Consider the following 13271-nt stretch of genomic DNA (forward strand, 5'->3'; position numbering starts at 1 on the left):
CGGCTGTGGCACACCCCGATTGACCAATTCATACCGGAGGCGTCATGGCCCAGATCATCACTTCCCTGTCCGAAATTTCGGATCGTTATGACGCGTTGTTTGTCGATCTTTGGGGCTGTGTGCACAACGGCGTGCATGCCCTGCCCGAGGCCGTGGCCGCGTTGCAAGCGTATCGGGCCAAGGGCGGCAAGGTGGTGCTGGTGACCAACTCACCTCGTCCCCGCGCAGGTGTGACGAAACAGTTGATACATTTCGGTGTGCCGGATGATGCGTGGGACACGATAGCCACATCCGGGGACAGTGCACGGGCGGCGATGTTCCGAGGGATCGTTGGGTCCAAGGTGCATTTCATCGGGCAGCCGGGCGAGGAGAAATTCTTTGAGCCCATTGGTGTCATCAAGGACCCGATAAAGATCGACATGGTGCCGCTGGCCGAGGCCGAGGGGATTGTTTGCACAGGTCCGCGCGACGCAATGGCAGACCCGGATGCGATGCGGCCAGAGTTCCTGATGGCAAAACAATTGGGGCTGAAGCTGCTCTGCGCCAACCCCGACATCGTTGTCGATCGTGGCGAGGTCCGCGAATGGTGCGCGGGCGCATTGGCGAAGCTGTATACCGAGATGGGCGGCGAGAGCCTGTATTTCGGAAAGCCGCATCCGCCGATCTATGATCTGGCGCGCCGACGGCTGGCAGAGCTTGGCGTGGATGTGCCCGACAGCGGTATTCTGGCCATTGGTGACGGTGTTTTGACCGATATCGCGGGTGCGATGGGAGAGGACATTGATTCTCTGTTCATTTCAGGTGGGTTGGCGGCGTCGGAAACCAAAACGTCGCACCAGCCGGATCCAGATGCGCTAAGCTCCTACCTTGAAAAGGAAAAAAGCGCGCCGACTTTTGCGATAGGACATCTGCGCTGACCTACTTTTAGCTTGCTTTTCTGCGCGCGCAAAGTAATTACATTGCGCATACACCGGACAAACGTTCGGATTATTACCGGAGCAAGCTCATGTTGGACAACATGCCCCGCGGCACGATCTGCATCGAAGACATCGAAATGGGGATGTCCCGCCACCTGCGGAAAGTCGTCACGGACGAAGACATCGAGATGTTTGCGCAGATCTCGACCGACCGGAACCCGGTACACCTGGATGACGACTATGCCCGCGACACGATCTTTGCGGGGCGTATCGCGCACGGAATGCTGACCGCCGGTCTGATCTCAGCCGTTATCGGTGAACAGCTTCCAGGGCATGGCACCGTCTATATGGGCCAATCGTTGAAGTTTCTGGCCCCGGTGCGTCCGGGCGACATGGTCTATGCCGAGGTCAAAGTAATCGACATCGACTTTGCCAAGCGCCGCGTGAGGCTGGATTGCCACTGTGCCGTGGACGGCAAGAAGGTGTTGATCGGCGAAGCAACGGTACTCGCACCGTCGCGGAAGTTCGACTAAACCTCTCATTTAAAACGGCTTTGGGGGCTCTGCCCCCGGCCTTCGGCCTCCCCCGTGGTATTTTCAGTCAGAAGAAACGGGTCCTTGCCCTTGTTTGAACGCTTGGCTAGGCAAGGGTCATGAAGATCATTCGGGACTACCAGTTTGTTGATGCCGCCGACCGGGGGGCCAGCGTCGCCATCGGCAACTTTGATGGCGTGCATGTGGGTCATCGGTCCGTTATTGATCTGGCCCAGTCGGCGGCCCCGGACGCGCCATTGGGCGTGTTGACGTTCGAGCCGCATCCCCGTGAGTTTTTTGCGCCGGATGCACCACCCTTCCGCCTGATGAGCCAGGCCGCGCGCGCGAGCCGCCTGGAGAAGATGGGTATCCGCTATCTCTTTGAATTGCCTTTTCATTCCGGGTTGGCAGGGCTGAGCCCGGAAGAGTTCGCGCGGGATGTCATTTGCGACGGACTGGGCCTGTCTCACGTCGTGGTGGGGGCCGATTTCTGTTTTGGCAAGAAGCGTGCGGGTACCGCCGCAGACATGAAGCGTTTTGGGCAGGAGATGGGGTTTGGCGTGACTGTCGCGCCCTTGTTGGAACGCGCCGACAACACCGTATCCTCGACCGCCATCCGTCAAGCCTTGTCCGATGGCAGACCGCAGGATGCAGCGGACATGCTGGGGCACTGGCACCGGATCGAGGGGCCGATCATCGGGGGCGAGCAGCGCGGGCGTACCTTGGGGTATCCGACCGCCAACATGTCGATTGATGGGCTGCACCCGCCCGCCTTTGGCGTTTATGCTGTTCTTTTCAACGTGTTGGATGGGCCTCATGCGGGTTCGTATCACGGGGTTGCGTCACTGGGTGTGCGCCCGATGTTTGGGGAAAACCGACCGAACCTTGAGACTTTTGTCTTTGATTTTTCAGGCGATTTGTATGGTGCCCCGGTGTCCGTCGCCTTGGTTGCGCATCTGCGGGGCGAAGTGAAATTTGACAGCGTGGACGCATTGGTTGCGCAGATGGATGCCGACAGTGCGCAGGCGCGCGCGATCCTGGCTGACCTATGAGTGATCCGATTGACCGTGATGGTCTAACCCCCCGTTTTTGGGAGAGAAAACCCATTGGCAAGCTGACCCGCAAGGAGTGGGAAGCGCTGTGTGATGGGTGCGGAAAATGCTGTCTGAACAAGCTGGAAGACGAGGATTCCGGTGAGGTGGCGTTGACCCGCGTGGCGTGCCGGTTGCTGGATGACGACACCTGCCGCTGTGCCCATTACGAGACGCGGCATCAATTCGTGCCGGATTGCATTGTGCTCAAACCGTCGAATATCGAAGAGCATTTGTATTGGATTCCAAAGACTTGCGCCTATCGGCTTGTCTATGAAGGCAAGCCATTGTTTGATTGGCATCCGTTGATCTCGGGCACCGCGGACACGGTCCATGCCGCGGGTGTGTCGATGCAGGGGCGCACCTTTAGCGAGTTCGACGTGGCGGACGACGATTGGGAAGACCACATCATTGAAGAGCCGACCTAAAAAGCGCGCGGTGTGTTAACCTTGGGCTTGGGCGACGGAATTGACGTTTTCAGAGGCCCCGATGGCGACAAATCGCGATGTTTTCCCCTGAAACTGCGTATTTTGCGCCCGCAGAAGTCGCCCGAAACCGAGGGCATTTCGCGAAACTGCACATTTTGTCACCTAAACTGCGCATTTCCCCCAACCTCCTGATAAAGCGTTAAGAAAAAGAGTTAAGCCGGGGCGTTATGCCGCGGGATCAGACCGCATTCAGGAAGGTGTGCCAGACCTGCGCCACGGCGTCGGGATGTGTGATCGGTCCCATGTGCCCCACCCCGTCGAACACATGTGATGTGACCCGTGGAAGACGTCGTGCAATGGCATTGTTGACCGGTGCTGCCCAGCGCGACGTGGCACCCCCCATCAGAAGCGCGGGCATGGTCGCCTGTTCGAAACGGCCCGGCGCAAGCAGGCCTGCGCTGTCTTCGATCAGGAACAGGGCGGAATGGCGGACGAAGTGGATGCGGTCCACCATATAGGCGCGGCTTTGGGCCGGGATGTCGTCCCATGCGGGCCCTTCGGCCCAAGCGCGGTTGAAGGCGCGCGCGGCGGCTTCGGTGTTGCCTGCGTCGATGGCGGCATCGAAATCGGCGGTGTCGCGTTTGTAGTTGGGGCCAAAGTCGGGATCGTCCGCGATGATGGGCGCGAAATAGACGGGTTCGTACATCGCTACGCTGCGCACACGCGGGGCATGTTCGATGGCAAGGCGCAGAGCCACGGTCGCGCCAAAGCTGTGGCCGATGATGTCGATGGGTTCGGTGCCAATATCGTCCATGACCTTGAGCGCCATGGCGGTGGCCGTGTCGTGCATGACCCCCTGCCCGTCCCAATCGCCAGACTTGCCATGGTTGGGCAGGTCATGGGCGTGGAGCGTCAAGCCGTCACCCATAGACTGTGCCACCCCACGCCAGACACCGGAGTGTCCAAGCGAGCAGTGGATGGCAAGTGCGGGACGTGGCCCGGACCCGAAGGTCCGGGCGTGGATATGTGGGATCACAATTTGCCTGAGAGGTGCAGATCAAGATCTTCGAGCTTGTCCTGGCCCCAGAACCGCTGGTCCCCGTCCACGATGTAAAAGGGCGCGCCGAAGACGCCCTTGTCCACCGCCTGTTCGAGGTTGGCCGCGTAGGTTTCGGCCCCGCTGAGCAGCCCGCTGTCGGCCAGCGACGGATCAAACCCTGCCTCGGTCAGGCAGGCCTTGATCACGTCGTCTTGGGCGATGTCCTTTTCCTCGGCCCAGACGGCGCGAAGGATGGCGTGCACCAGTGTCCCGAGGTCACCGCCGCCCGCATTTTGTGCCGCGATGATAGCGTAGGAGGATGGCGCCGCGTTGGTGGGCCAATGCGCGGGTTTGAGGTTGAACGGCATGTCGTATTTTTTGGCCTGCCGCACCAGTTCCTGTGCACGGTATTCGACCCGGTTGATGTGCCGATCCTTGGGAGGTGTCCCGCCGGTCCGCCCAAACAGGGCGATCACATCGAGCGGTTTGTAGGTCACGGTGGCCCCGTGTTGCTGTGCCAGCGCCTCGAACCGTTTCCCGGCCAGGTAGGTGTAGGGCGACAGCGTTGCAAAATAATAGTCGATATGGGCCATTTTGGTCTCCGATCGTGGGGTCACAGGTTTCGCGGGACGGTAAGCACGTGTTAAGCGGAGTCAACATCACGAATCTGTCACAATCGTGCTGCGCGGGGACACGTCATGCCGAACATCGAAGAGCCCAAGTTGATCTCGGGCAATGCCAATCTGCCATTGGCAAATGCAATTGCGCGGCGCATGTCGCTGCACCGCGGGGTCAACGTTGGGCTGGTGGACGCCCGCGTCGAACGTTTCAACGATGGCGAGATCTTCGTCGAGGTGTTCGAAAACGTGCGGGGCGAGGACATGTTCATCATCCAGCCCACCTCGAACCCGGCCAATGACAACCTGATGGAGCTTTTGATCATGTGTGATGCGCTGCGCCGGTCGTCGGCGGCCCGCATCACCGCCGTGATCCCCTATTTCGGCTATGCCCGTCAGGACCGGCGCACCAAGGCGCGCACGCCGATTTCATCGAAGCTGGTGGCCAACATGCTGGTTGGTGCAGGGATCGAGCGGGTTCTGACCATGGACCTGCACGCGGCCCAGATTCAGGGGTTCTTTGATATTCCGGTGGACAACTTGTACGCCTCGCCCATCTTCGCGCTCGACATCAAGACGCAGTTTGCGGGTCGCTTGGACGAATTGATGATCGTGTCACCCGACGTAGGTGGTGTGGCGCGGGCACGTGAGCTGGCGAAGCGGTTGAACGCGCCGCTGTCCATCGTCGACAAACGGCGCGAGAAGCCCGGCGAAGTGGCCGAGATGACCGTCATCGGCGATGTGACGGACAAGGTTTGCATCATTGTGGACGACATGTGCGACACCGCCGGGACGCTCTGCAAAGCAGCTGAGGTGTTGATCGAAAATGGTGCGAAAGAGGTCCATTCCTACATCTCGCATGGCGTGATGTCCGGCCCTGCCGTTGAGAGGGTCACCAATTCAGTGATGAAGTCGCTGGTGATCACCGACAGCATTCAGCCCACCGACGCGGTGAAAAACGCACCGAACATCCGGATTGTGCCAACGGCCCCGGTCTTTGCCCAAGCCATTCTGAACATCTGGCATGGTACGTCGGTGTCGTCGTTGTTCGAGGCCGAGACGCTGTCGCCCATCTATGACGGGATGTACGCCGCGGAGTGATCGCGCGCGCAACAGCCGTGTATCATCTACACCCCTCAGAGTTGCGGGGGGATGCTCTGGTGCCGCTGTCGACGTTGGAACGTACGCAGCCCGATCTGTATGAGCGCGCCATTGCGAAGTACCGCAACAGGATGGGATCGCTGCGCCGTCCTCTGCCTGAATTGGGATGCCCTTGGGTTGACTGCGTGCAATTTTCGACCGTGCACCCCGAGGATTTGCGGGATGCGATGATCGCAGCGGGTTTTGGTTGGCCCGCCCGGGGACGTCAATTTCTGGTGTTTGATGCCGCGCGGCTGGAGGCCAGCGCGACCCGCATCTGGCTGCATCGCGACACGAGCCCCAGGGAAGACATGGCTGCAGCAATGACGGACATTGTTCCGTTTTCCACTGACCGTTTGCACGATTTGCGCGCCGTGGCGGATGGCACACGGGCCTATCTGGCTGAGATGGCGCAGCTCGAGCGCAGGCCGCTCTTGTTCGTTGGCGTGCCGCACATCCTGCATCGGGGACCTGTGTCCCTTGCTGGAAGTAAACTGCTAACCATCTGATCCTGCCCAGCAATGAAGCATGGTGTCTTTGCGGGGCCACGCTGCCTGCATGACCTCTGGACAGCCCCGCCGCGTTGCCCGAGTATCCGGATAAAACAATGGGGAGATTTCACATGAAGACCTTTCTGACTGCTGTCACATTGAGCGTTGCAGCCAGCGGCGCCTTTGCGGCGGGCCATTGTGCGGCAGGCAAGACCCTGACCGACGGCACGCTGACCATCGCAACCGGAAACCCGGCCTACTACCCCTGGGTTCTGAATGATGCGCCCGAGGCGGGCGAAGGGTTCGAGGCTGCCGTGGCCTACGCCTTGGCCGAAGAGATGGGATTTGGCGCCGATCAGGTGACCTGGGTTCGCACCTCGTTCGACGAGGCGATCCAGCCCGGGGCCAAGAATTTCGATCTGAACATGCAGCAATATTCGATCACGCCCGAGCGTGACAAGGTCGTGGACTTCTCGGCCCCCTACTACACTGCGCCGCAGGCCGTGATGACCACGCAGCCTGTCGTTGAAGGGGGTGCCGCGCCAACGCTGGAAAGCCTCAAGGGGCTGAAATGGGGCGTCGTCGCCTCGACCACCGCCCTGCCGGTCGTGATGGAGCAGATTGCGCCCGATGCCAGCCCGCTGGTCTATGACGACAATGCCAACGTCACCGCCGCCATGAAGGCGGGCCAGATCGATGCGGCCCTGTTTGACCTGCCCACCGCCCTGTTCACCGCTGCGGTCCTGATGGACAATGGCGTGGTGCTGGGTCAGTTCGATCCATCGGCAGCCGAGAACCCTGACCAGTTCGGGATGCTGATGCCCGAAGGATCCGAGCTGAAAGCCTGTGTCGATGAGGCGCTGGCCGAGATGACCGAAAGCGGCAAGCTGGGCGAGATCGAGGCGCAGTGGCTGCAGGAAGCCACCGGGGTTCCGCTGATCAAGTGACGAGACGGGCCGCGTATGAGGCGCAACAGAAACGTCGCGCCAATCTGATTGCAGGGGTCAGCACAGCACTTGTGCTGGCTCTTGTCGTGTTCCTTGTGCCGCTGGCCCCGGGCTGGGAGGCGGTGCGCGCCTCGTTCTTCAATGGCGAGGTGTTTGTGCGGGTCTTTCCCGACCTGTTGCGCGCCTTCGTGCTGGACGTGGCGATTTTCGCGTGGTCGGTGCCCCTGATCTTTGGCCTGGGACTTGCCATCGCACTGGCGCGCGGCAACACCAACCCGGCCCTGTTTCCCCTGCGCATCTTTGGTGCGGTTTATGTCGACCTGTTTCGTGGCATTCCGGTGGTTCTGCTGGTTTATCTGGTGGGCTTTGGCATCCCGGGTCTGGGCCTCGCCCGTCCGTGGAACTCCCCTTACATCTGGGGCACCGTGGCGCTGGTGCTAACCTATTCAGCCTATATTGCCGAGGTGTTGCGGTCCGGCATTGAGAGCATCCATGCCAGCCAGCGCAACGCCGCCATCTGTCTGGGGCTGAGCGAGCGTGACACGATGCGCTATGTCATCCTGCCCCAAGCCATCCGCCGCGTGGTGCCCGCCAACATGAACATGCTGGTCGCCCTACAAAAGGACGTGGCACTCTTGTCGTTCATAGGCCCCGTGGAAATCCTGCGACAAGCGGGCATATTCAAATCGCTGCTGGCAAACTTCACGCCCTATGTGGCAGCCGCCGTCATCTTTCTGTGTGTCACCGTGCCTGCCACGCGTTATGCCGACTACCTGATGAACAGGGACCGCGATGCCCGAACCTAGACTGTCGCTGCGTGGCGTGACCAAGAGCTTTGGCGATGTTCAGGTTCTGAAAGGCATCGATATGGACATCGCACCCGGTGAGATGGTGTGCCTGATCGGCGCGTCTGGGTCGGGCAAATCCACGCTGTTGCGCTGCATGAACGGGTTGGAGCCGGTGGATGACGGTGAAGTGCGCCTGGATGGCGTCGATATCGCCGAGCCGGGCTTTGACCTGACGCCCATACGCCAGCACATCGGGATCGTGTTCCAAAGCTTCAACCTGTTCCCGCATATGACGGCCTATGACAACGTCGCCCTCGCCCCCCGCCGCGTGCTGGGCGAGGATGCACGGGAGCGGATCGAGGCGTTGTTTGCGCGCTTTGGGTTGGCGGATCACATACGCAAATATCCCGACCAGCTGTCCGGTGGGCAGCAACAGCGGGTGGCCGTAATTCGCGCGTTGGCGATGCGGCCGCAGACCATGCTGCTGGACGAGATCACCTCGGCCCTTGATCCGGAACTGGTGGGCGAGGTGCTGGATGTGCTGCGAAAGTTGCGCGATGACGGCATGACGATGGTGCTGGCCACGCATGAGATGGCCTTTGCCCGCGACGTGGCAGACCGCGTGGTGTTCATGGATCAGGGTGTGGTGGCGGAGGAAGGGGCGCCGGAGCGGATATTCTCGGCCCCCGAGCGGGAGCGGACGCGGCGGTTTCTGGCGAGTGTGCTGCGGTAGCTGTTACAGCTTCGGATGTCCGGTCAGAGCCCAAAGTGTTTGATGCTGCGAACAGTTCGAATGTCTGGACATGCTTGCAGCACTGCTCTCGTGCCGTTCCAAATGGCATCGTTGAACCTGAGCGGCTTTGCAGGTCAATATACCGATTGATATGTATCAACGGCCGATTGCTTCACCATTGTTACCCTCGGTTTGCGAACAGGGAACTCAACGCACTGAACCGAGAGTCATATGATTATGTCACCGATGCTCTTTATCTGCCTCTTCTTCGCCGGTTTCGGAGTTTTCCTGATTGGAGCGGGTGTGATCTGGTGGGTTTCCTTACAGGCCAAAAAACTTGCCCACGAAAGCAGAGAGTAAAGCCGCGACCGCGGCTTCATTTTTGATTTCGTTCTTGGCTGTTGAACGCCGAAACGATCCTTAAGGCAAAACCGTGACACGTTATTACCTGGACGATAACGCAACCGATCTGACCGAATTGCAGAAACGGCTGGAAACGTCCGATCTGATTCCAAGCCATGAGCCTTTGCTTGATGAACTCGACGTCAAATTTGCCGCTCTTCGGACCGCAGGCATAGAGTCACTCGCGGATCTTCGCACCGCGCTCAAGTCATCAACCTCGCTGGCATCCCTATCGACAGCATCCGGTGTCGACCCGGGTTACCTTCAGTTACTCAAGCGGACGCTTGGTGGCTTCTTCCCGAAACCAAGATCAATGAATGAGATTGACTGGCTGGAAGGGAGTTTTGCCTCGCGTCTGAAAGAAGCGGGCCTCACAAACACCAAGGAGCTGTTCGATGCTGCGCAAGATGGTGTAGACGTTCTGGCGACCAAAGTCGGCGTGGACGTCGCCGAAGTGATGGAACTCGTCGCAATCTCTGATCTGTGCCGGGTTCAGTGGGTCAGCCCGAAATTCGCGAGAGCACTGCTGGCCAGCGGCCACATCAATGCCGCCTCCGTTGCCAAGGCCGATCCTGAGAGCCTGTGTGACGCGATCATGTACGCGAACAAGGGCAGCAAATTCTATAAGGGCAAGGTGGGCTTGAGAGATGTCAGGCGACTGGTGGCGGCAGCGGCGTATGTTCCCAGGCACTGAATGACTGGTTTGATTGCGGACGCCCTGACGCATTCCTGGCTCGACTTGATCTTCGACCGTCATCGCCGGGGTCGACGGTCAAGGAGAGCGTTTCAAAGTTTGTCGCATATGGAGAAAGTCCTTGGAAACCAATGAATTGCATCGTGGTCGGCTTATCGACCACCTCCAGCTTGTTGTACGCGACCTGCAAGCAAGCCTTAACTTCTACACAGCCGTTCTGACGGTGTTGGACATCCCCATCGTGAGCACGGACCAGGACCATTTCTGGGCTGACGAACTCGTCGTATCCTCGGCTGAAAGCCCAGCGGCTCTTGGTGTTCTGACCGGTCGTCACCACCTTGCCTTCCAGGCAAAGAACCGTGCGACAGTGGATGCGTTTTATCGGGTAGCCATGGATCATGGTGGACGCGACAACGGTGCACCCGGCGAGCGCGCATATCACCCAGGCTACTATGCTGCTTTCGTGCTCGACCCCGACGGAAACAACATCGAGGCGGTGTACCATGGTGAGGCACGGCGTAGCGCGCGGTCGGTTACGATCGCATTTTAATGAGCCGACATGAACTCTTGCGGGCAGATGCCAGCTTTGTTCGCGATCTGTGAGTTGGGCACCTCCACGAGGTAGCAGACGCGGCGAATGTCCGGAATGGCGCGTCGAGATATGCAGGCGCTCATGGAAACGCCCTGGCCACAGATACTCAGATCCGACCATGAGGTCGTCTCCCATCCACGTTTCCACCGACGCACGCGTCCCTTCAGATATCTCGAAGCATACAGGGTTTTTGCGTTTCACTTTGCAGCACCGACACTCGCCTTTTGACCTGACCAGACGCCATGACGTCGACGACTTTCATCTTCACCACGTCACAGCCTCGCAGCTTACTGTCGATTGCCATGTTAAAGAGCGCCAAGTCGCGATGGTTCTCCGAACCGCCATGTCCTCCTACAACGACAACCCGACGTTGACGGAACATCACTCGCATCCGGGTTCCGCCGCGAGTATTTCTCACAACCAGCGAACGACTTTCGGCACTGGATGGAACGGCCGCTATCAAGGGCCAAACTTCAAGTCATCCATTTCAGACACTTCGCGGCGCACGCGACTGGATCAATGGTTTCGATTTTGAGTGCGTCACGCACCACTGCGACCACTTGCACCATTCCTGCGCAGCCAAGAATGACTGCGGAGATGTCGTCGTCTTGCTCGGCCCGCAAGGCTTCTTCCCCGATCGTTCGCGCAGAGCACATCGGATCGGCTTCGAGTTCCAGAACTGGGACGTTCGAAGCGCGTACCTTCGCCACAGCATGTCCGAGCCCCTGGTTTCGAATATTTGCTTCCAATACCGGGACAGACACCGCAAGCGTTGTCACAACACTGAACCGCCAACCCCGCATTGCAGCGTAGTGATAAGACGCTTGGCCAATCCCGATGACAGGGCAAGATACGCGTTGTGACGCCTCTTTCAGAGCCGTGTCGTCAAAACACCCGATGATGATCCCCTCCGCACCTTGGGCAGACGCGCGATCAACGAGATCAAGCAGATGCGGTGCGGCGGCCTCTCCATCTTCTGGCCCTTGTATCGAGGGTGATCCTTTCTCTGATGTCCAACCTTCGAACGTCAGATCGGGCGCGGCACTTTGGGCCACTGACACCATGGCCTCTGTCATGCTGGTGGTGGAATTAGGGTTGATAATAACAATCGCCATCAAACCATGCCTTGGCCCGCATCAGACCCTTGTTTTGCGCGGCGACGGTTCAAAATCCAGACCACGAACAGGAAGGTCGCGATGACAAGCAACGAGAACACCGTCGTTAGAGTGCCAAGGGCAAAAAGCACGGGTGTTGTTACGTTCGTCGTCATCCCGAAGATTTCGAGCGGCAGTGTGTTGTAGCTGCCTGAGGTCAGAAGCGTCCGCGCAAATTCGTCATAGCTCAGAGTGAAGCCGAAGAGCGCGACCCCGATGAGTGAAGGCGCGATGATGGGCAAGACCACGTGGCGGATGACTTGCCACGGGCTGGCCCCGAGGTCGCGCGCGGCTTCTTCATAGGAGCGGTCAAACCGGTTGAAGACTGCGAACATGATCAAAAGGCCGAACGGTAAGGTCCAGGTCAGTTGGGCGCCGAAACCGGAGGTCGACCAATGCACGGGCAAGCTTGACTGGGACCAGATGAGGCCGACGCCAAGGGAGATGAGGATCGACGGGATCACCAGTGATGTGATGATCAGGTAGAACAGGATCGCGGACCCGGCAAAGCGTTTGCGGAACGCCAATCCCCCCATGACTGAGACCACCACTGTGGTCACCATCACCATGAGCCCGAGGATGAAGGACCGGGAGAAGGATCCCCAAATGTCGCCCACCGCCTGTTGCTCGAAGAGGTCCCGGAACCAGTGAAGTGAGACCCCGCGCATCGGGAAGGTCAGCCCGCCACCTGCCCCTTGGAACGATAGGATGCCAATGGTCAGCGTGGGGCCGTAGAGAAAGATCAGAAACAGGACGAAAAAGGCGCTGAGAACGTAGAAGGATCTGGGGCGTGGCTCCATGCTCAAAGCTCCTTCCTGATATCGACGAACCGCAACAGGGTTCCGATGAGAAGCAGCACCGTGATCAGCAGGATCACAGCGGTGGCAGAGGCCGAGGGGTATTGCAGTAGGCCGATATCGTTCTGGATCATCCGGCCTACATTGGCCGACTGAGACCCGCTCATGAACCGCACGGTGATGAAGTCGCCCATTACCAGCGCCACGACGAAGATCGTCCCAATCATAATGCCCGGTTTGGTCAGGGGGATGATCACGTGCCACAGCGTCTGCCAGCCGGTGGCCCCCGCATCCGCCGCAGCCTCGATCAGGGATTTGTCTATCCGCATCATCGTGTTGAAGATCGGGACCACCATGAACAGCGTGTATAGATGCACGAAGGCGAGGATCACGCTGAAATCACTGAAGAGCAGCCACTCAAGCGGCTCATCGATCACACCCATCGAGATCAGCGTTGAATTTGCGATCCCGTTGCGGCCCAGAAACGGGATCCAGGAAATCATGCGAATGATGTTCGAGGTCAGGAAGGGGATCGTGCAGAGCAAGAACAGCACGATCTGCCATGTCAGGCTGCGGATATGGAAAGCAAGGTAGTAAGCGACGGTGAAGCCGATCAGCAAGGTGAAAACCCACGTCATGGCCGCGTATTTGAACGTGTTCAGGAACACCCGATAGGTGACGTCAGAGGTAAGCAGAAACTGGTAATTGTCGAATTGGAATGCCGGATAGATCGACCATTCCGTCGCGCCCCAGAAGCTGACGACGATGATCATTGCAATGGGCGCGACCAGAAAGACGAGCAGCACAAGCGACAGCGGGGTCGCCAAAAGCCAACCTATGACCGAATTGTTGCGCAAACCTGCCTCTGTTGTCTTTGTCGTTGCTCGGAGATGCCGGAGGGCCGCAGC

General features: G+C 59.2%; 16 protein-coding genes and 1 pseudogene. 11 read left to right on the top strand and 6 right to left on the bottom strand.

Going from position 1 to position 13271, the window contains the following annotated elements:
- Positions 1-44 precede the first annotated feature (44 nt).
- From Q1A51_RS17715 to Q1A51_RS17730, 4 genes are all read left to right on the top strand, one after another.
- Positions 45-917 carry a TIGR01459 family HAD-type hydrolase gene (locus Q1A51_RS17715; RefSeq protein WP_299604328.1) on the top strand — a complete coding sequence of 291 codons (873 nt, stop codon included), beginning with the start codon at positions 45-47 and terminating at the stop codon, positions 915-917.
- Between the two features lie 89 nt (positions 918-1006).
- Entirely contained in the window at positions 1007-1450 is a 444-nt protein-coding gene (locus Q1A51_RS17720) for a MaoC family dehydratase (protein WP_299604330.1), read from the top strand.
- 119 nt (positions 1451-1569) lie between these two features.
- The gene (locus Q1A51_RS17725) at positions 1570-2502 is read left to right on the top strand and encodes a bifunctional riboflavin kinase/FAD synthetase (RefSeq protein ID WP_299604332.1); all 933 of its coding nucleotides are present in this window, start codon (positions 1570-1572) and stop codon (positions 2500-2502) included.
- Complete coding sequence (locus tag Q1A51_RS17730; RefSeq protein WP_299604334.1) at positions 2499-2969, top strand: YcgN family cysteine cluster protein; 471 nt, start codon at positions 2499-2501, stop codon at positions 2967-2969. The genes Q1A51_RS17725 and Q1A51_RS17730 overlap by 4 nt, the downstream gene beginning before the upstream one ends.
- Positions 2970-3207: 238 nt before the next feature.
- On the opposite strand, the gene Q1A51_RS17735 is transcribed toward Q1A51_RS17730, so the two are convergent.
- Positions 3208-4005 (bottom strand): alpha/beta hydrolase, encoded by a 798-nt coding sequence (locus tag Q1A51_RS17735; RefSeq protein WP_299604336.1) that lies wholly within the window; start codon positions 4003-4005, stop codon positions 3208-3210.
- Positions 4002-4601, bottom strand: a complete 600-nt coding sequence (locus tag Q1A51_RS17740; protein ID WP_299604338.1) for a 2-hydroxychromene-2-carboxylate isomerase — start codon at positions 4599-4601, stop codon at positions 4002-4004. The genes Q1A51_RS17735 and Q1A51_RS17740 overlap by 4 nt, the downstream gene beginning before the upstream one ends.
- Before the next feature lie 105 nt (positions 4602-4706).
- Here Q1A51_RS17740 and Q1A51_RS17745 point away from each other — a divergent pair, with 105 nt between their 5' ends.
- From Q1A51_RS17745 to Q1A51_RS17775, 7 genes are all read left to right on the top strand, one after another.
- The gene (locus Q1A51_RS17745; RefSeq protein WP_299210289.1) at positions 4707-5726 is read left to right on the top strand and encodes a ribose-phosphate pyrophosphokinase; all 1020 of its coding nucleotides are present in this window, start codon (positions 4707-4709) and stop codon (positions 5724-5726) included.
- A gap of 17 nt (positions 5727-5743) precedes the next feature.
- A complete protein-coding gene (locus Q1A51_RS17750) occupies positions 5744-6274 on the top strand; it encodes a hypothetical protein (RefSeq protein WP_299604340.1) in 531 nt (176 codons plus the stop codon).
- Positions 6275-6387: 113 nt separating this feature from the next.
- Positions 6388-7203 carry an ABC transporter substrate-binding protein gene (locus Q1A51_RS17755; RefSeq protein WP_299604342.1) on the top strand — a complete coding sequence of 272 codons (816 nt, stop codon included), beginning with the start codon at positions 6388-6390 and terminating at the stop codon, positions 7201-7203.
- Positions 7200-8009 (top strand): amino acid ABC transporter permease, encoded by an 810-nt coding sequence (locus Q1A51_RS17760; RefSeq protein ID WP_299604344.1) that lies wholly within the window; start codon positions 7200-7202, stop codon positions 8007-8009. Before Q1A51_RS17755 ends, Q1A51_RS17760 begins: the two co-directional genes overlap by 4 nt.
- Complete coding sequence (locus Q1A51_RS17765; RefSeq protein WP_299604346.1) at positions 7996-8724, top strand: amino acid ABC transporter ATP-binding protein; 729 nt, start codon at positions 7996-7998, stop codon at positions 8722-8724. Before Q1A51_RS17760 ends, Q1A51_RS17765 begins: the two co-directional genes overlap by 14 nt.
- A gap of 433 nt (positions 8725-9157) precedes the next feature.
- Positions 9158-9820 (top strand): DUF4332 domain-containing protein, encoded by a 663-nt coding sequence (locus Q1A51_RS17770; RefSeq protein WP_299604348.1) that lies wholly within the window; start codon positions 9158-9160, stop codon positions 9818-9820.
- 121 nt (positions 9821-9941) lie between these two features.
- Positions 9942-10370 (top strand): VOC family protein, encoded by a 429-nt coding sequence (locus tag Q1A51_RS17775; protein WP_299604350.1) that lies wholly within the window; start codon positions 9942-9944, stop codon positions 10368-10370.
- Between the two features lie 99 nt (positions 10371-10469).
- Here the strand turns inward: Q1A51_RS17775 and Q1A51_RS17780 are convergent.
- The 4 genes and pseudogenes from Q1A51_RS17780 to Q1A51_RS17795 form a co-directional block, all read right to left on the bottom strand.
- Positions 10470-10803, bottom strand: a pseudogene (locus Q1A51_RS17780) (hypothetical protein); the annotation flags it as partial.
- Between the two features lie 82 nt (positions 10804-10885).
- Complete coding sequence (locus tag Q1A51_RS17785; RefSeq protein WP_299604353.1) at positions 10886-11527, bottom strand: aspartate/glutamate racemase family protein; 642 nt, start codon at positions 11525-11527, stop codon at positions 10886-10888.
- Complete coding sequence (locus Q1A51_RS17790) at positions 11527-12366, bottom strand: ABC transporter permease (RefSeq protein ID WP_299205062.1); 840 nt, start codon at positions 12364-12366, stop codon at positions 11527-11529. The genes Q1A51_RS17785 and Q1A51_RS17790 overlap by 1 nt, the downstream gene beginning before the upstream one ends.
- A gap of 2 nt (positions 12367-12368) precedes the next feature.
- A complete protein-coding gene (locus Q1A51_RS17795) occupies positions 12369-13220 on the bottom strand; it encodes an ABC transporter permease (RefSeq protein ID WP_299604357.1) in 852 nt (283 codons plus the stop codon).
- Between the last annotated feature and the right edge of the window lie 51 nt (positions 13221-13271).

Origin of the sequence: uncultured Tateyamaria sp. (assembly GCF_947496075.1) — a bacterium.
Classification (GTDB): Bacteria; Pseudomonadota; Alphaproteobacteria; order Rhodobacterales; family Rhodobacteraceae; genus Tateyamaria.

Bases quoted from the DNA above. Each gene is read 5' to 3' on its own strand.
- Q1A51_RS17715 (WP_299604328.1), top strand. From the start codon at position 45: ATGGCCCAGATCATCACTTCCCTGTCCGAAATTTCGGATCGTTATGAC.
- Q1A51_RS17720 (WP_299604330.1), top strand. From the start codon at position 1,007: ATGTTGGACAACATGCCCCGCGGCACGATCTGCATCGAAGACATCGAA.
- Q1A51_RS17725 (WP_299604332.1), top strand. From the start codon at position 1,570: ATGAAGATCATTCGGGACTACCAGTTTGTTGATGCCGCCGACCGGGGG.
- Q1A51_RS17730 (WP_299604334.1), top strand. From the start codon at position 2,499: ATGAGTGATCCGATTGACCGTGATGGTCTAACCCCCCGTTTTTGGGAG.
- Q1A51_RS17740 (WP_299604338.1), bottom strand. From the start codon at position 4,601: ATGGCCCATATCGACTATTATTTTGCAACGCTGTCGCCCTACACCTAC.
- Q1A51_RS17745 (WP_299210289.1), top strand. From the start codon at position 4,707: ATGCCGAACATCGAAGAGCCCAAGTTGATCTCGGGCAATGCCAATCTG.
- Q1A51_RS17755 (WP_299604342.1), top strand. From the start codon at position 6,388: ATGAAGACCTTTCTGACTGCTGTCACATTGAGCGTTGCAGCCAGCGGC.
- Q1A51_RS17765 (WP_299604346.1), top strand. From the start codon at position 7,996: ATGCCCGAACCTAGACTGTCGCTGCGTGGCGTGACCAAGAGCTTTGGC.
- Q1A51_RS17785 (WP_299604353.1), bottom strand. From the start codon at position 11,527: ATGGCGATTGTTATTATCAACCCTAATTCCACCACCAGCATGACAGAG.
- Q1A51_RS17790 (WP_299205062.1), bottom strand. From the start codon at position 12,366: ATGGAGCCACGCCCCAGATCCTTCTACGTTCTCAGCGCCTTTTTCGTC.